We start from the raw sequence: 16,084 nt of genomic DNA, 5'->3' as shown, positions 1-16,084 counted from the left end.
GAACAAGGGTTCTACTGGGTCGGCGGCATCGAAGAAGCGATCGAGAAAGCCAAGAAACTGTAATCCCGGCGCCCGGCAACGGGCGCTAATTTAGGTTGAGGCAATCAGATGGCTATGACAGTCCATTGCGATATCGTCAGCGCGGAAGGGGAAATCTTCTCCGGCCTGGTCGAGATGGTGGTTGCGCACGGTGCACTGGGTGATCTTGGTATCGCCCTGGGTCACGCGCCGCTGATCACTAATCTCAAGCCGGGCCCGATCCGCCTGATCAAGCAGGGCGGGGAAGAAGAGGTGTATTACATCTCCGGCGGTTTCCTCGAGGTTCAGCCGAACATGGTCAAGGTACTTGCCGACACTGTGCAACGTGCTGCCGACCTGGACGAAGCCTCCGCTCAGGAAGCCGTTAAGGCTGCCGAGAAGGCCTTGCATGACCGTGGTGCAGAATTCGATTACGGTTCTGCTGCCGCACGTCTGGCCGAGGCCGCAGCTCAGCTGCGCACCGTCCAGCAGATCCGCAAAAAGTTCGGCCACTAATAGGCCACCGCTTGTTGTGCGATTGATTAAAAAGGGTAGCCTCGGCTACCCTTTTTTCTTTTTAGATATTCATAACCTGGTCGCAGCCGCTGACCACCCAGGATTGGTAGCCAGTCATGTCTTTAGAAATCGTTATCCTCGCTGCTGGTCAGGGCACTCGCATGCGTTCGGCACTGCCGAAAGTTCTGCATCCGATTGCCGGCAACTCGATGCTCGGCCATGTTATCCACAGCGCCCGGCAACTTGATCCACAGCGCATCCACGTAGTGATCGGCCATGGCGCCGATGCAGTGCGCGAGCGTCTGGCGGCTGATGATCTGAATTTCGTCCTGCAGGACAAACAGCTTGGGACTGGCCACGCGGTTGCTCAAGCGGTGCCTTTCATTCAGTCCGACACCGTCCTGATTCTTTATGGTGACGTGCCATTGATCGAAGTCGAGACCCTGCAGCGTCTGCTCAAGCAAGTAGCGCCGCAGCAACTGGGTTTGTTGACAGTAGAGCTGGACGACCCGACCGGCTATGGCCGCATCGTCCGCAACGCCGACGGCAAGGTGACAGCCATCGTCGAGCAGAAAGACGCCAACGAAGCCGAACGAGCGATCACTGAAGGCAACACCGGCATTCTGGCGCTGCCCTTCGCGCAATTGGGTGGCTGGATGAGCCGTCTATCGAACAACAACGCCCAGGGCGAGTATTACCTGACCGACGTAATCGCCATGGCGGTCAGCGACGGGCTGGTGGTGGCCACCGAGCAACCCCACGATGCCATGGAAGTGCAGGGCGCTAACGACCGCAAGCAGCTTTCCGAGCTTGAGCGTCACTATCAGCTGCGTGCCGGTCGTCGTTTGATGGCTCAAGGCGTGACCCTGCGTGACCCGGCTCGTTTCGATGTGCGCGGTGAAATCACCGTCGGCCGCGACGTGCTGATCGACATCAACGTGATCCTCGAAGGCAAGGTCGTTATCGAGGACGACGTGGTGATCGGCCCGAACTGCGTGATCAAGGACAGTACCCTGCACAAAGGTGTGGTGATCAAGGCCAACAGTCACATCGAAGGCGCGATTCTCGGCGAAGGCAGCGATGCCGGCCCGTTCGCCCGTTTGCGTCCAGGTACCGTGCTGGAAGCACGAGCACATGTGGGTAACTTTGTTGAGTTGAAAAACGCTCATCTCGGCGAGGGCGCCAAGGCCGGTCATCTGACCTATCTGGGTGACGCCGAGATCGGCGCGCGTACCAACATCGGCGCGGGCACCATTACCTGCAACTACGATGGTGCCAATAAGTGGAAAACCGTGCTGGGTGAAGATGTGTTCATCGGTTCCAACAACTCGTTGGTTGCGCCTGTGGATATCTCTTCGGGTGCGACCACTGCTGCTGGTTCGACCATTACGCAGAATGTGGATAACGCGCAGTTGGCCGTGGGCCGTGCGCGGCAGAAGAACATCGATGGCTGGAAGCGGCCTGAGAAAATCAAGAAGAGCTGAGTTATCCACAGATTGAAAAGATCAAAGATCGCAGCCTTCGGCAGCTCCTACAGGGTGAGCACAAATGCCCTGTATGAGCTGCCGAAGGCTGCGATCTTTTTATGGGTTATCCACAAATCTTTTTTCTGATGCTGGCTTGACGAAGTTTCGACAATAGGTTTTGATTGCTTCCGTTATCTTTCGAATCGAAACTTACCAAGCCATGTCGAAACGCAATACACCTCAACGCCGTCACAACATCCTCGCCTTGCTCAATGAGCAGGGCGAAGTCAGTGTGGATGAGCTGGCCAAGCGCTTCGAAACGTCAGAAGTTACAATCCGCAAGGATCTCGCGGCGCTTGAGACCAATGGCTTGCTGCTGCGCCGTTATGGCGGAGCGATTACCCTGCCTCAAGAGCTGGTGGCCGACCTTGGTCAACCGGTGTCCAAATACAAGCAGGCCATCGCCCGCGCTGCCGTCACACGAATTCGTGAGCATGCGCGGATCATCATCGACAGCGGCAGCACCACGGCGGCGATGATTCCGGAACTCGGCCAGCAGCCGGGCCTGGTCGTGATGACCAACTCCCTGCATGTCGCCAATGCCTTGAGTGAACTTGAGCATGAGCCGGTACTGTTGATGACCGGCGGTACCTGGGACCCGCATTCCGAGTCCTTTCAGGGGCAGGTGGCCGAGCAGGTACTACGCTCTTACGATTTCGACCAGTTGTTCATCGGTGCCGATGGCATCGACCTGGTTCGTGGTACCACCACCTTCAACGAACTGCTGGGACTGAGCCGGGTCATGGCTGAAGTCGCCCGGGAAGTGGTTGTCATGGTGGAGGCCGACAAGATCGGCCGCAAGATTCCCAACCTGGAGCTGCCCTGGAGCAGCGTCCATACCCTTATTACCGATGATCGCCTGCCGCTTGAGGCACGGGATCAGATTCAGGCCCGCGGAATCAACTTGATCCTCGCGGCTGTCAATCAGGAGAAATAGCATGTGTGGAATTGTCGGCGCAGTTGCAGAACGTAATATCACCGCCATCCTGCTCGAAGGCCTGAAGCGCCTTGAATACCGTGGCTATGACAGTGCCGGTGTAGCGGTCTACACCAATGACCAAAAGCTTGAGCGCCTGCGGCGCCCGGGCAAGGTCAGTGAATTGGAACTGGCGCTGGTCGAAGAACCGCTGGCCGGCCGCCTGGGTATCGCCCACACCCGCTGGGCCACTCACGGTGCGCCGTGCGAGCGCAACGCTCACCCGCATTTCTCCGGTGATCTGGCGGTGGTGCACAACGGCATCATCGAGAACCACGAAGCCCTGCGCGAGCAACTGAAAGCCTTGGGTTACGTGTTCACCTCGGACACCGACACCGAAGTCATTGCTCACCTGTTGAACCATAAACTCAAGGATCTGCCTGATCTGACCGTGGCCCTGAAGGCTACTGTCAAAGAGCTGCACGGTGCTTACGGTTTGGCGGTCATCAGCGCTCAGCAGCCGGATCGTCTGGTCGCCGCCCGCAGCGGCAGCCCGCTGGTCATCGGTCTGGGTATGGGTGAAAACTTCCTGGCTTCCGATCAGTTGGCCCTGCGCCAGGTCACTGACCGCTTCATGTACCTGGAAGAAGGCGATATCGCCGAAATTCGCCGCGACAGCGTGCAGATCTGGGACGTGAGCGGCCAAGTGGTCGAACGTGAATCGGTGCAGTACCGCGATGGCGCCGAAGCCGCCGACAAGGGCGAATTCCGCCACTTCATGCTCAAGGAAATTCACGAGCAACCGGCCGTGGTGCAGCGCACTCTGGAAGGTCGCATTAGCCAGAATCAAGTGCTTGTGCAAGCGTTCGGTCCACAGGCTGCCGAGCTGTTCGCCAAAGTGCGCAACGTGCAGATCGTCGCGTGCGGCACCAGTTACCACGCGGGCATGGTTGCCCGGTACTGGCTCGAAGAACTGGCCGGCGTCCCGTGCCAGGTCGAAGTCGCCAGCGAGTTCCGCTACCGCAAGGTGGTGGTGCAGGCCGACACCCTGTTCGTGACCATCTCCCAGTCCGGCGAAACCGCCGACACCCTGGCTGCTCTGCGTAACGCCAAAGAGTTGGGTTACCTCGCCAGCCTGGCGATTTGCAACGTCGGCATCAGCTCACTGGTGCGTGAATCCGATCTGACTCTGCTGACCCAGGCCGGTCGCGAAATCGGCGTGGCCTCGACCAAAGCCTTTACCACTCAGTTGGTCGGTCTGCTGTTGCTGACCTTGTCCCTGGGTCAGGTTCACGGCACGTTGGCCAAAGGCGTCGAAGCTACATTGGTTGAAGAACTGCGTCGCCTGCCAACCCGCCTCGGCGAAGCCCTGGCCATGGACGGCACCGTCGAAAAAATCGCCGAGCTGTTCGCCGAGAAAAACCACACCCTGTTCCTCGGTCGTGGTGCGCAATTCCCGGTGGCAATGGAAGGGGCGCTCAAGCTTAAGGAAATCTCCTACATCCATGCTGAAGCCTATCCGGCCGGCGAGCTGAAACACGGCCCGTTGGCGCTTGTGGATAACGATATGCCGGTGGTCACCGTGGCACCGAACAACGAGCTGCTGGAGAAGTTGAAATCCAACCTCCAGGAAGTCCGCGCCCGTGGCGGCGAGCTGATCGTCTTTGCAGACGAGCAGGCCGGCATGACCAATGGCGAAGGCACTCATGTTGTGCAAATGCCGCACATTCACGACATTCTGTCGCCGATCCTCTACACCATTCCGCTGCAGTTGCTCTCGTATTACGTGGCCGTATTGAAGGGCACCGACGTTGACCAACCGCGTAACCTGGCGAAGTCGGTGACGGTAGAGTGAGTTATCCACAGACCTGAAAAGCCTGTGTATTTCATGAATAAAGGCTGTCAGGAAGGTGCAGAGTGATGCCGTTCCTGACAGCTTATTTGCCATAATCCCGCATTCCTATCGTTGTAACACCCAGGGCGCGTCGGCGGCTTTGGTTCTTTCCCTCCTTTAATAGCCTTCTGTTTTCTCACAACTGCCTGGGCTGTTGCGTTTGACGTTTCGATCACCGTGCCACCGCGCTGCTGACTTTCACTCTTCATCTTTAGATGATGGTGTGAAGGCGTCATCAGTTACTTATTGAACTACCGCGGAGTGACGAGCAATACGTGCCGGTGATTCCAGAGGGACTAACCATCGTTTGGATGATTGCGCCAGGTGGTCGGTCAATTGTCCTAATAACTGCCCGCTGTTGCGCCAATGGTGCCAATAAAGCGGCACATCGGTTGGTTTGTCAGGTAGAAGTTCGACCAGCAGGCCGCGTTGCAGATGATCAAGAACCTGTAGTTCAGGGACCAGCCCCCACCCGAGACCGGCTTCTGTCAGGCGTATAAAACCTTCGGAGGAAGGGCAGAAATGATGCTGAAAACCACCGTGAATGCCTAAGGACGCCAGGTAACGGTGCTGTAAGAAGTCATCGGGCCCGAACACCAGTGCTGGTGTACGAGCGATGAGCTGCGCACTTATGCCATTGGAAAAGTGTCGGGCAATGAACGCAGGACTCGCAACCGCCCGATATCGCATTGCGCCGAGTAGCAGGCTGCGTGGGCCTGCCATCGGACGTTCATTTGCACAAACACACGCAGCAACTTCACCTGCGCGCATACGGTTGAGACTGACCGCTTGATCCTCTACCACAAGGTCCAGCAGCAAGTTTTGCTCGGCACAAAAGTCCCCCACCGATCGTGCCCACCATGTGGCCAGACTGTCCGCGTTCAGGGCAACGCGTAGACGTTCCGGCGACCCGTCTTCGTCTAGCGCCGGAACATGGCTTTGCAGGTCTCGTTCGAGCAAGCGTACCTGCTGGACATGATAAAGCAGACGTCTGCCAATCTCCGTAGGCACGGGTGGAGTGACTCGTACCAATACGGGGCGACCAACCCTGGCCTCCAATAGCTTTATGCGCTGAGATACAGCCGGCTGCGACAAACCGAGCACCTGCGCAGCCCGTTCGAAACCGGCCTGTTCAATGACCGCAGAAAGAGCAGAAAGCAATTTGTAATCGAACATCCGTTTTCCTTATGGGGGATCAACAATATCTTTTTTACTTCGGAATCGAACCTATTGAAAATCGGCGCTGAGGGCATAACGATGTAAATCTTCACAGTGGGTCTGTGTGTTATCTAGTACCTATTTAAAACTATTAAACAGGATTGATTGATCACAGAGCCAAGCAGAGTAGATAACTACGCGCTCAAAGACCGAGGAGGACATAGTTAACACGAGTTACTGTAGAAGGTACACAAAATGACTTAATAAAAGCAAAGTACGAAACAGTGTGCCAAGCCCTGCTAAAAGATAAACCTCAGTTAAAGTATTGTTCAGTTCGACGGAGTGAGTTGTGCAGAGAACTACATTTAATAATGCCAGTCGGTTGGCATTGGCAGATATACAAAGCAGATCAAGTGATGTGACGTTTGCGTTGAAATTTGCAATATACACAGTGCTGATTGTAATGGGAGGATATTTGGCACTGAGTGAACACACTTGGGAGGTGGTTACGGGGATTGTTCTCCTGGGGGCAATGTATGCACATGGTGTCGAACTTCAGCATCAGGTACTACACGCGCAAGGATTGAGGAATAAGAAGTTAAACGAGTTCTTCGGTATATTACTCGGGCTGCCGATGCTGGTGTCATATGCCGATTACAAAGCCAGTCACATGCATCATCACCGATACCTGGGAACACCAGAAAATCGGGAATTTTTTGATTACGGCGACCAATACGGTGCGTTGTCCCTTCGTTCGGTAAGCGCGCTGCTGACCAGATTGTTGATGATTGCGCACTACCCAAGGTTCTTTAAGAATGTAGTGATCGCGCTGGGATCTCATTATGAGAATGTAAATATTAGCGTTTCCAGACGCATTAAACGAGACCATCTCGTTATGGTTTTAATGATTACATTCCTGTCCGCAATCTCCGTAAAATTTGGTATTGAGATCATCCTTTATCTCTGGATTCTTCCGTTGATGCTGGTAGCGGCTCCGGTACACGCCTTGATTGAAATGCCAGAGCATTTTCGTTGCGCGACCGATTCTACGGATCCTTTCGAAAATACAAGAACGATCAAAAGTAATGCGTTCATGAACTGGTTTACGAACGGCAATAATTATCACGTCGAACACCACCTCATGCCTGGTTTGCCGATTGATCGTCTACACGATCTGCATGAAAAAATTCACGAAAAGTGTAAGTATCTGGAAGTGTCATATAAAACATTTTATTTGGGGTTGATACGATCCATGGTCAAAAAACAGTAAGTCGAAACTGTTTTTCTGCAAAACTAGAAATCGAGTTTTCTCAGAGGTGGATATAGATAGCCTCTCCCGGATGGCGCTCGTCCCGGGCAATGAAAAGGAATAGATATGGATCTGCAAAATAGTATGACGCGGAAGCAGACTAATGCGCCATCGGCAGTGGATTTGTTGCTGACACAAACGGAGCTTAATTCATTTTATCTACGAGAGCTGGCAGAGCCGAGTGCTTATAAAACGGCACCGTATCATGAGGAGTATGCGCGTACTCAAGTGCTGGAAGATGAATGGAACGCCTATGAAGAAGGCCGCGTTAATACAAGCTCATTGCCAAAAAACGCATCCGAGTTTCTAAAGTGGTACAACCGTTTGCATGCAGCCCATCGTCGAGAAGTCGCCCCTTTTTTTAACCGATTGGCTGACGAATCAACGCTGGAAGAGCTGAGTTTCTACATTGCGATGGAGGAGCAGGTCGACGGACGCTTCGACGACGTTATCGCTCTGGCCCAACTGGGCATGACAGGCGATATGAAGTTGGCGCTTGCGGAAAACTACTGGGACGAGATGGGCTTGGGCACACTGTCCGAAATGCACACCGTGTTGTTTCGTAAGTCTGCGGAGCAATTGCGTGAACTCATGGGGCCGCAGGTTAGCGTTCCGCAAGCGCCGGCTGAAGCGTTGAAAAACGGCAATCTTTTACTGATGTACGCGTTGCGTCGACAGTATCACCCGCGTTTGCTGGGGGCCTTGGCGATCCTTGAGCATACTGCGCCTTACCGGTTTTCCAGGACGGTAAAAGCGATGCGTCGGTTGGGCATGCCTGAAGACGTAATTTATTACCATGATATGCATATAACAATTGATGCAAATCACGGTAAACAACTTCTCTATCGTGTACTGATGCCGCTGGCTGAGTCGTGCCCAGAAGCGATTGAAGAAATGTGTGTGGGTTGTCTCATCCGATACAACGTCGCGGTCGATTATTACAAAAGTATCGAGCTGGCTATCAAATCTAATCAGATTCTGTTGAAGTGATAATAGAGAAACAATATGAAAGCACATATTACCAGTGTCGAGCCGCAGACCCTCTGGGCGTTGAAGAATAGTCGATTTGTGGCGGGCAGTGCTGCCGATCTTTTCGGTTTGGATTTTTCCAATATGGCAGGTTGGTCAGACTTCCAGAACTACTGGAATGAGCTTGAACTTGATCGATACATGAACGACGGCGGTAGGTATCGTTATCGCCGGTTTGGGAAGTTCAAGTGGTATGCAGACGGTAATCGCCTGGAACAGCAGCCCCATGTTCCTTACTCTCAACCTGAATACTTCAACCCATTAAACGGTGGTATCGACAGGCACTTCGCCCCCGTGACGGCGGAGATGGCCGACAACGAAGTACTGAGGAGAATCCTGCTGGAACTGGCTAATGCTTACAGCGAGATAGAGGACGTTCAAAGCTGGAAGATCAATACCTATTTCAATCGGATTCTTGCGACGCCCAATATGCAGGGGTTGCCAGTGCCTGAGGGTAAACATCGTGACGGTGTAAAATTCAGTTGCCTGTTCATGGTAGATCGGAGTGGCGTGGCCGGGGGAGAAACCACGCTGGTCGATATCATGCATCAGCAACCGATTTATGTGGGAACCCTGGAGAAACCCTGTCAGACGGTCGTATTCAGGGACGATACGGTATTTCACGATACGACGGCTATTGAAATAATCCCGGGTGCAGATATGGGGTATCGAGATCTATTGGTTATTGAGTTTCATTGATCAGGCCCTTTGCATACGTCGGCCGCCTGGGTGAGTTAGTTATGACAAAGTATGAATGTATGGACACAACGGGCCACCCAACGTTAACGATCAGGGAATTACGGCCTGATGAGTTGCACAGGACGCTTGCGTTGCTGGCGGCTTTTTATCCAAGCCTCACTAAAGAAGTGCTGTTAAGTCGATTGGAAGCGATCGCGGTGTTGAATTGGCGATGTGTCGGGGTATTTGAAGGGCCTGATCTGGTGGGCTTGTCGGGTTATTGGCTGAACACAAGAATCTACTGTGGCAAATATCTATATATCGATCATTTCATTGTCGAGGGTGGCCGTCGATGCAGGGGAGTTGGCGCACAACTGCTGGACTATCTGAAGACCCTGGCCCGCGATCAGGGATGTGAGCACGTCTGTCTTGATACGTTCGTTAGCAATTCACTGGCGCAGTCTTTTTGGTCGCGACACGGTTTTGGAATCGTTGGCTTTCATTACGTCGCCAAATGAGAATATAGGGATTTATTATGCAAAACGAATATTCACGCGAAGTTATCTACAGTCGAATGATCGGGTTGGTCAGTGAAGATGAACTGGACCTGCTGGAAAACAAGACCATCGCCGTACCCGGGTGTGGCGGTGTGGGCTATACCCATGCCGAGACATTGGTACGCATGGGGGTTGGTGGTATCAAAATTGCTGACTTCGATATCTTCGGGCCGGAAAACTTCAATCGACAGTTTGGCGCAACTACCCATACGGTCGGTTCGAAGAAAGCCGATGTCTTGCGCGAGCGGTTGCTGTCGATCAATCCCGCCTTGCGCATAGAGCAGTACGAAGGTGTCAGCGCAGAAACGGTTGATGATTTTCTACAGGGCGTCGACATGCTCTGCGATGCCATGGACTACTTCGTTATCGAGCCGCGCATTCTCATGTACCAAAAGGCCCGTGAGTTGGGTATTCCTGCGGTGGTGTCCTGCCCGATCGGGTTTGGCGGTACGTTGCACCATTTCCATCCGCAATCCATGTCCTTCGAAGATTATTTTTCGCTGACGCCGGATATAAGTGAGACTGAAAAGCTGGTCAATTTCGGCATCGGACTTGACCCTTTGCGCTTGCATCGAGCTTATCTGGAAGATCCAAAACTGGACTTTGAAGGACGCAAAGTCGCCTCCCTGAGCTCTGCATGTTTGTTGGCCACGACACTGACTGCGACTTTTACACTTGCTAAGTTATTGAATCGGGATATGTTTTTTAAACCGGTGCCCTATGTTTATCAAATCGACTTTATGGCTGGAAAATTTGAGGAGACTTTCGTTAATGAGGGTGTGAGGGGACTTAAGAATAGTACCACTCGGAAAGTTAGTCAGCAGCACGCCTGAAAAACGTCAGGCTGCACAGTGGGTAAAGGTATGATAAAATTCCAATACACTCATTATCGTGATATTTCGTGAATATGAAGCCAATTATTTTTATCGACGGGGAAGCCGGTACTACTGGTCTTCAAATACATTCGCGTCTGAGTAGTCGCAATGATATTGATCTTTTGCAGTTACCCTATGCCGAACGCAAGGACCCGGTAAAAAGGGCTGAAGCACTTAATGCCTGTGATATTGCCATCCTGTGCCTGCCTGACGATGCGGCGATTGAAGCTGTTTCGTTCATTGAAAATCCTCGGGTGCGTGTACTTGATCCAAGCTCTGCTCACCGTACGACGCCAGGCTGGGTTTATGGTTTGCCCGAGTTGACCGCAGGCCAGGCTGAGGCCATCTCGGTGGCCAAGCGTGTGTCCAATCCAGGTTGCTACCCGACAGGGGCCATTGCCTTACTGCGTCCATTGACGGAAGCCGGGGTTGTGCCCAAGGACTACCCTGTCAACGTGCACGCCATATCCGGGTATTCCGGCTCCGGCAAATCACTCATTGATGCCTATGAGAACCTGGATCACCCACAACATACAGACGCTCCCTATCGCGGCTATGGCCTGAACCTCAATCACAAGCACGTTCCGGAAATGATGGCCGAAGCGTTATTGGAGTACCGGCCTATTTTCACGCCTGGTTATGGTAAGTACCGCCAGGGGATCGTGTTGTATGTGCCGCTTCATTTGCGCTTGTTGCCTGCTGGGGCCTCGGTTCAGGGTATCCACGCGTGCCTGAGCAAACACTATGCGAATGCTGAATTCATCAAGGTTGTTCCACTGGACCAGGTCCAGACGGTGACCCAGCTTGATCCTGAATACCTCAACGACACCAACCGACTCGACATCTATGTCTTTTCGGATGAAAAAACCGGCCAGGTTCTGCTCGCCGCGGTCTACGACAACTTAGGAAAAGGGGCGTCGGGCGCTGCTGTCCAGAACCTCAATCTCATGCTGGCCGGCCAGGCAAGCTGAAAGCTATGTAACCTCTGTAGCCATGAGTATTCACGGCTACAGGGTTTTTTATCCGGTTTAAAAACTTAGAGGGCGACGCACTCGCGTCACCTTCGCACTCTCGAAGTTTCACAACCTCCTGCAGCACTCATCAGGGTGTGGCGTTTGTATATTTCAATTTTGAAATAGAACAACTATCCGTACTTAAAAGTTTCGGGCAAGTACAAACTTGCCTGGAACTAATAAAACACATCGTTTGTAACTGTGATAGCCCAGTCAGCTGGGCAGCATGTACTTTATTTTAAAGGACTATTAGTAATGGCTATTCTTGCGCAGTTTGACTTGGTCAAACCTAAGTATCCAAAGGTGGACCCTCGTATGGAAGGCTTTTATTCTTCCACGGCGTATGTAAATGGACTTGCAGAGGCTCACCCCGGTTTTATTTGGCGGGAAGTAAACGAAGATCAAAAGTTGCTCGATGAGCTGTGGGGTGAAGGGTATCTCTATACCCTTTCATTGTGGAAAAGCCCTGCCGCGCTGAAAGACTTCTTATATAAAACGCCGCACAATGAATTTCGTTTGAGAGGGGCCGAGTGGTTTCTGCCTATCACCAAACCACGTGTTGTGATGTGGTGGGTTGATGATGACCATATTCCGACTTTGCACGAGGCTCATGATCGATTGCAGCTACTTCATGAGATTGGTCCTTCCCGCGAGGCGTTTGATCTCAAGTCGAGCGAGCTTTCGATTGCCTTGTGTTGAGAGCCCTCTGAGCCGTTACGCGAAGCCATTGTGAACGGCAACATGCGCCTAAAATCGCGTCGCCGATCCAGCGAGGGTACGCTACTGGGTACAAGCGATCCGCGGGGGGTCGCTGTCTCATTTCATTGGGGAGCCCATGGACCGATTCCAGGAAATGCAAGTCTTCGCTGCCGTCGCCCAAGACCAAGGCTTCTCGGCGGCGGCGCGGCGTCTGGGCCTGTCGGCCGCCAGCGTCACTCGCGCCGTGGCGGCGCTGGAGAAACGCATCGGCACGTTGCTGCTGACGCGCACCACCCGCAGTGTGCATTTGAGCGAGGCAGGTCAGCGTTACCTGGAAGACTGTCGGAGGATTCTCGCCGAGGTGCAGGAAGCCGAGGACTCGGCGGCGGGCAGCCATACCCAACCGCGTGGGCAATTAACGATTACTGCGCCGGTGTTGTTCGGTGAGCTGTTTGTCACGCCCGTGATGGTGAATTATCTGACGCAGTTTCCTGAGGTCAGCATCAATGGGTTGCTGGTCGATCGAGTGGTCAGCATGGTCGAGGAGGGGGTCGACGTCGCCGTGCGGATCGGTGAGTTGCCCGACAGTAATCAGCACGCCATTCGGGTGGGTGAGGTTCGGCGGGTGGTATGCGGCTCGCCGGACTTTCTGACGGACCGTGGTCGACCTCGACATCCTCAGGATCTGGCTCAGGCGCCGGTTATTGCAACGTCCTCTATCGGTCAGTCGAGAACCTGGCCGTTCCTCGAAGGGGGAGAGCCGCTGAGTGTTCGACCAGCACCGCGCCTGGTGGTGACGGCCAATCAGGCGGCCATTACGGCGGCATGCCTGGGTTTGGGATTGACCCGGGTTCTGTCTTATCAGGTAGCGAGCAAAGTCGCTTCCGGTGAGCTGGAAATCGTTCTGGCGGACTTCGAACTGCCGCCCTTGCCTATCCATGTGGTCTATCAGGGCGGGCGCAAGGCCCCTGCACGGATTCGCAGTTTTGTGGATTTTGCGGTGAGTGCGCTGCGTGAGCATCCATCCTTGCAGGCGTGAGGGTTATTTCGCTGGGTGAAATAATGGATTGCGTTGGCTGGTTATTCTGTTGTTTTGGTTGCGGGTGGAAGATAGCGCCCCATCGGTGCTGAACACTGTTCAACAGCGCCACCACCCAGCGGAGTCGACCATGCAAGCGATCAAACTCTACAACTTTCCACGTTCCGGCCACGCTCACCGTGTGGAGCTGATGCTGTCCCTGCTGCAACTGCCGACCGAGCTGATCTTTGTCGATTTGCCGAAGGGCGCGCACAAGCAACCGGATTTCCTCGCGCTCAACGCTTTTGGTCAGGTTCCGGTCCTTGATGATCAAGGTGTGGTGTTGGCTGACTCCAATGCGATCCTGGTCTACCTGGCACAGAAATATGGCAATGGCCGCTGGCTGCCAACCGATCCGGTCGGGGCGGCGAAGGTTCAGCGCTGGTTGTCGATTGCCGCTGGGCCGATTGCCTTTGGCCCCGCCAGAGCGAGGCTGATCACGGTGTTTGGTGCAGCTTACAACGCTGAAGAAGTGATCGCTTATTCCCACACCTTGCTCAAAGTGATCGATCAGGAACTGGCAGCAACGCCATATCTGGCTGGCGCCGAGCCAACCATTGCCGACGTTTCGGCCTACAGCTACATCGCCCATGCGCCAGAAGGCAACGTGTCCCTGGAGGACTACGCCAACATCCGCGCCTGGCTGGCGCGCATCGAAGCCTTGCCGGGTTTTGTCGGCATGCCGCGCACCGTCGCCGGCCTGCAAAAAACTGTCTGATGCTTGCGGCCCGGCATTGTCGGGCCGTTCACACTGCGCCCATGGCGCAGGGGAGATGCCGTTATGGACCGTTCACCGTGGCACGCTGGCGAGAAACAGTTGCAGGTTCATGTGGGCATTGCCGAGCGAATGGAGGTGCTCGGTCGTAAGGTGATTCGCAGCGAGATGCCGGATCAGCACCGCACGTTCTATGAGCAACTGCCGTTCATGCTGTACGGCGCGGTGGATGCCGACGGAAATCCTTGGGCCAGTATTCTCGAAGGGCAACCGGGCTTCGCTCACTCGCCCGAGCCGGGCGCACTGCAATTTCGCAGCCTGCCGGGCGCCGACGATCCGGCTCAATTGACGGAGGGTGCGGCCATCGGCCTGCTGGGGATCGAACTGCACACCCGTCGCCGCAACCGCCTCAACGGCCGAGTCAGCGCGATGACGGCGGGCGGCTTCGATGTGACGGTGGAGCAGTCCTTCGGCAATTGCCCGCAATACATCCAATTGCGGCAATTTCGCTCGGTGCCGTTGGCGGATCCGTCGACTCGCATCGCGCAACACCTCAACGGGCTGGATGATGCGGCCAAAACCCTGATCGCGGGGGCCGATACGTTCTTTGTCGCCAGTTACGTGGACGTTGATGGCCAACACTCGGTGGACGTTTCCCACCGCGGCGGCCAGGCCGGTTTCGTACAGGTAGAAGGTAATCGCCTGACCATTCCGGATTTCGCCGGCAACCTGTTTTTCAACACCTTGGGCAACCTGCTGCTCAATCCCCGGGCCGGTTTGCTGTTTATCGATTTCAGTTCGGGAGACCTGCTGCACCTCAGCGGTCGTACCGAAATCATTCTTGAAGGCCCACAGATCGAGGCGTTTCAAGGGGCTGAGCGCTTGTGGACATTTGAGGTCGAAAGCGTGGTGCGTCGGCCCGCCGCGCTTGCTCTGCGGTGGCGCTTCGACGGCGTGTCACCCACCAGTTTGCTGACCGGCACCTGGGCACAGGCCAATGCCCGTCTGCAAGCCCAGGCCATGGGCGATCGTTGGCGGCCGCTGCGGGTGGCGCGCATCAAAGAGGAAAGCCACAACATCCGCTCAATCTATCTGGAGTCTGCCGATGGCGCGGGGTTGCCAGTGTTTCAGGCCGGGCAGCATTTGCCGCTGCGCTTCAACATTGCCGGCGAGGTGCACATCCGCACTTACAGCCTGTCGAGTGCGCCGTCCGATGATTTTTTCCGCATCAGCGTGAAGCGTGAAGGCTTGGTGTCTTCGCACTTGCATGAACAGGTGCGCGTCGGTGATCTGTTGGAGGCCCGTGCGCCTCAAGGGCATTTCACCGTGGCACCTAATGAACGTCGGCCGCTGGTGCTTCTGGCTGCCGGTGTCGGCATCACGCCGCTGCTGTCGATGCTGCGCGAGGTGGTTTACCAAGGCCTGCGCACCCGCCGCATCCGGCCGACCTGGTTTTTCCAGAGTTCGCGCACGCTGGCCGATCAAGCGTTTCGTCCTGAGCTGGATAGCTTGCTCGATGGCGCAGGTGATGCGGTCAGGGTGCTGCGTCTGGTGAGTCAGCCGGAAGCCGGGGCCTTGGAGGGTGAGGATTTCGACCTGACGGGGCGGATCGACACCGCGCTGCTCAAGACCCTCCTTGAAGTGGAGGACTACGATCAGCTGGATTTTGTCCTCTGTGGTCCGGGCAGTTTTACCCAAGCGCTGTACGACGGCCTGCGGGAACTGGACATCCGTGATGCAAGGATTCACGCCGAAACCTTCGGCCCCTCGACCTTGCGCCGGGTGCCGGACCCCGATGCGGTGGTCATCGAGCAACCGCCCGCTGCTACGACCTCGGTGCCGGTGGTGTTTCAGCGCTCGGCTAAAGAGGCTCGCTGGCAACCCGACGGGGGCAGTTTGCTGGAGTTGGCGGAAAGCCGTGGATTGCGCCCGGAATTCAGTTGCCGCGGCGGTTCCTGCGGGACCTGCAAGACCCGGCTGATCAGCGGCCAGGTGAATTATCCACAGCCGCCGGCGGAAGTGCCGGATGACGGACAAGTACTGATTTGTTGTGCGATTCCGGCGCAGGGGTCGCAGCCTTTGGTCCTCGACCTGTAGCATCTG

15 protein-coding genes are annotated in these 16,084 nt (G+C 55.0%); 14 read left to right on the top strand and 1 reads right to left on the bottom strand.

What is annotated here, in order from left to right:
* Positions 1–108 precede the first annotated feature (108 nt).
* The 4 genes from ACIQU2_RS27140 (at position 109) to glmS (ending at position 4,831) form a co-directional block, all read left to right on the top strand.
* Positions 109–534 carry a F0F1 ATP synthase subunit epsilon gene (locus ACIQU2_RS27140; protein WP_008155716.1) on the top strand — a complete coding sequence of 142 codons (426 nt, stop codon included), beginning with the start codon at positions 109–111 and terminating at the stop codon, positions 532–534.
* Between the two features lie 116 nt (positions 535–650).
* Positions 651–2,018 carry a bifunctional UDP-N-acetylglucosamine diphosphorylase/glucosamine-1-phosphate N-acetyltransferase GlmU gene (gene glmU, locus ACIQU2_RS27135; protein ID WP_403145339.1) on the top strand — a complete coding sequence of 456 codons (1,368 nt, stop codon included), beginning with the start codon at positions 651–653 and terminating at the stop codon, positions 2,016–2,018.
* Between the two features lie 202 nt (positions 2,019–2,220).
* The gene (locus ACIQU2_RS27130; protein ID WP_134421074.1) at positions 2,221–2,997 is read left to right on the top strand and encodes a DeoR/GlpR family DNA-binding transcription regulator; all 777 of its coding nucleotides are present in this window, start codon (positions 2,221–2,223) and stop codon (positions 2,995–2,997) included.
* A 1-nt stretch (position 2,998) separates the two neighbouring features.
* Positions 2,999–4,831, top strand: coding sequence for a glutamine--fructose-6-phosphate transaminase (isomerizing) (gene glmS / locus ACIQU2_RS27125; RefSeq protein ID WP_403145336.1), 1,833 nt, complete (start codon positions 2,999–3,001; stop codon positions 4,829–4,831).
* 282 nt (positions 4,832–5,113) lie between these two features.
* On the opposite strand, the gene ACIQU2_RS27120 is transcribed toward glmS, so the two are convergent.
* The gene (locus tag ACIQU2_RS27120; RefSeq protein WP_403145334.1) at positions 5,114–6,046 is read right to left on the bottom strand and encodes a LysR family transcriptional regulator ArgP; all 933 of its coding nucleotides are present in this window, start codon (positions 6,044–6,046) and stop codon (positions 5,114–5,116) included.
* 331 nt (positions 6,047–6,377) lie between these two features.
* On the opposite strand from ACIQU2_RS27120, the gene ACIQU2_RS27115 reads away from it, so the two are divergent.
* The 10 genes from ACIQU2_RS27115 to ACIQU2_RS27070 all read left to right on the top strand — a co-directional run bounded on the left by ACIQU2_RS27115 (position 6,378) and on the right by ACIQU2_RS27070 (position 16,078).
* Positions 6,378–7,298, top strand: coding sequence for a fatty acid desaturase (locus ACIQU2_RS27115; protein WP_347803277.1), 921 nt, complete (start codon positions 6,378–6,380; stop codon positions 7,296–7,298).
* 105 nt (positions 7,299–7,403) lie between these two features.
* Positions 7,404–8,327 carry an iron-containing redox enzyme family protein gene (locus tag ACIQU2_RS27110; protein WP_347803278.1) on the top strand — a complete coding sequence of 308 codons (924 nt, stop codon included), beginning with the start codon at positions 7,404–7,406 and terminating at the stop codon, positions 8,325–8,327.
* A 15-nt stretch (positions 8,328–8,342) separates the two neighbouring features.
* Positions 8,343–9,065, top strand: a complete 723-nt coding sequence (locus tag ACIQU2_RS27105; RefSeq protein ID WP_403145330.1) for a 2OG-Fe dioxygenase family protein — start codon at positions 8,343–8,345, stop codon at positions 9,063–9,065.
* Positions 9,066–9,106: 41 nt separating this feature from the next.
* Complete coding sequence (locus ACIQU2_RS27100) at positions 9,107–9,562, top strand: GNAT family N-acetyltransferase (protein WP_347803280.1); 456 nt, start codon at positions 9,107–9,109, stop codon at positions 9,560–9,562.
* Between the two features lie 17 nt (positions 9,563–9,579).
* Positions 9,580–10,434 carry a ThiF family adenylyltransferase gene (locus ACIQU2_RS27095; RefSeq protein ID WP_403145327.1) on the top strand — a complete coding sequence of 285 codons (855 nt, stop codon included), beginning with the start codon at positions 9,580–9,582 and terminating at the stop codon, positions 10,432–10,434.
* A 74-nt stretch (positions 10,435–10,508) separates the two neighbouring features.
* Positions 10,509–11,447 (top strand): N-acetyl-gamma-glutamyl-phosphate reductase, encoded by a 939-nt coding sequence (gene argC, locus ACIQU2_RS27090; RefSeq protein ID WP_347803315.1) that lies wholly within the window; start codon positions 10,509–10,511, stop codon positions 11,445–11,447.
* Between the two features lie 297 nt (positions 11,448–11,744).
* On the top strand, positions 11,745–12,188 hold the full coding sequence (locus ACIQU2_RS27085; RefSeq protein WP_403145325.1) for a DUF3291 domain-containing protein: 444 nt from the start codon (positions 11,745–11,747) through the stop codon (positions 12,186–12,188).
* Positions 12,189–12,324: 136 nt separating this feature from the next.
* Positions 12,325–13,227, top strand: a complete 903-nt coding sequence (locus ACIQU2_RS27080) for a LysR family transcriptional regulator (protein ID WP_403145322.1) — start codon at positions 12,325–12,327, stop codon at positions 13,225–13,227.
* Positions 13,228–13,357: 130 nt separating this feature from the next.
* On the top strand, positions 13,358–13,984 hold the full coding sequence (locus tag ACIQU2_RS27075) for a glutathione S-transferase family protein (protein ID WP_403145320.1): 627 nt from the start codon (positions 13,358–13,360) through the stop codon (positions 13,982–13,984).
* A 63-nt stretch (positions 13,985–14,047) separates the two neighbouring features.
* Positions 14,048–16,078, top strand: a complete 2,031-nt coding sequence (locus ACIQU2_RS27070; RefSeq protein ID WP_403145318.1) for a pyridoxamine 5'-phosphate oxidase family protein — start codon at positions 14,048–14,050, stop codon at positions 16,076–16,078.
* The last annotated feature ends 6 nt before the right edge of the window (positions 16,079–16,084 follow it).

It is taken from the genome of Pseudomonas sp. NPDC098740, assembly GCF_044760065.1.
In the GTDB taxonomy this organism is placed as follows: Bacteria; Pseudomonadota; Gammaproteobacteria; order Pseudomonadales; family Pseudomonadaceae; genus Aquipseudomonas; species Aquipseudomonas rossensis.
This window is presented reverse-complemented; position numbering and strand designations above follow the sequence as displayed.

Excerpts from the sequence above, each read along its gene's own strand:
- ACIQU2_RS27120 (WP_403145334.1), bottom strand. The coding sequence starts at position 6,046 with ATGTTCGATTACAAATTGCTTTCTGCTCTTTCTGCGGTCATTGAACAG.
- ACIQU2_RS27080 (WP_403145322.1), top strand. The coding sequence starts at position 12,325 with ATGGACCGATTCCAGGAAATGCAAGTCTTCGCTGCCGTCGCCCAAGAC.
- ACIQU2_RS27085 (WP_403145325.1), top strand. The coding sequence starts at position 11,745 with ATGGCTATTCTTGCGCAGTTTGACTTGGTCAAACCTAAGTATCCAAAG.
- ACIQU2_RS27100 (WP_347803280.1), top strand. The coding sequence starts at position 9,107 with ATGACAAAGTATGAATGTATGGACACAACGGGCCACCCAACGTTAACG.
- ACIQU2_RS27140 (WP_008155716.1), top strand. The coding sequence starts at position 109 with ATGGCTATGACAGTCCATTGCGATATCGTCAGCGCGGAAGGGGAAATC.
- ACIQU2_RS27130 (WP_134421074.1), top strand. The coding sequence starts at position 2,221 with ATGTCGAAACGCAATACACCTCAACGCCGTCACAACATCCTCGCCTTG.
- glmS (WP_403145336.1), top strand. The coding sequence starts at position 2,999 with ATGTGTGGAATTGTCGGCGCAGTTGCAGAACGTAATATCACCGCCATC.
- ACIQU2_RS27110 (WP_347803278.1), top strand. The coding sequence starts at position 7,404 with ATGGATCTGCAAAATAGTATGACGCGGAAGCAGACTAATGCGCCATCG.
- ACIQU2_RS27075 (WP_403145320.1), top strand. The coding sequence starts at position 13,358 with ATGCAAGCGATCAAACTCTACAACTTTCCACGTTCCGGCCACGCTCAC.
- argC (WP_347803315.1), top strand. The coding sequence starts at position 10,509 with ATGAAGCCAATTATTTTTATCGACGGGGAAGCCGGTACTACTGGTCTT.
- ACIQU2_RS27070 (WP_403145318.1), top strand. The coding sequence starts at position 14,048 with ATGGACCGTTCACCGTGGCACGCTGGCGAGAAACAGTTGCAGGTTCAT.
- ACIQU2_RS27105 (WP_403145330.1), top strand. The coding sequence starts at position 8,343 with ATGAAAGCACATATTACCAGTGTCGAGCCGCAGACCCTCTGGGCGTTG.
- ACIQU2_RS27095 (WP_403145327.1), top strand. The coding sequence starts at position 9,580 with ATGCAAAACGAATATTCACGCGAAGTTATCTACAGTCGAATGATCGGG.
- glmU (WP_403145339.1), top strand. The coding sequence starts at position 651 with ATGTCTTTAGAAATCGTTATCCTCGCTGCTGGTCAGGGCACTCGCATG.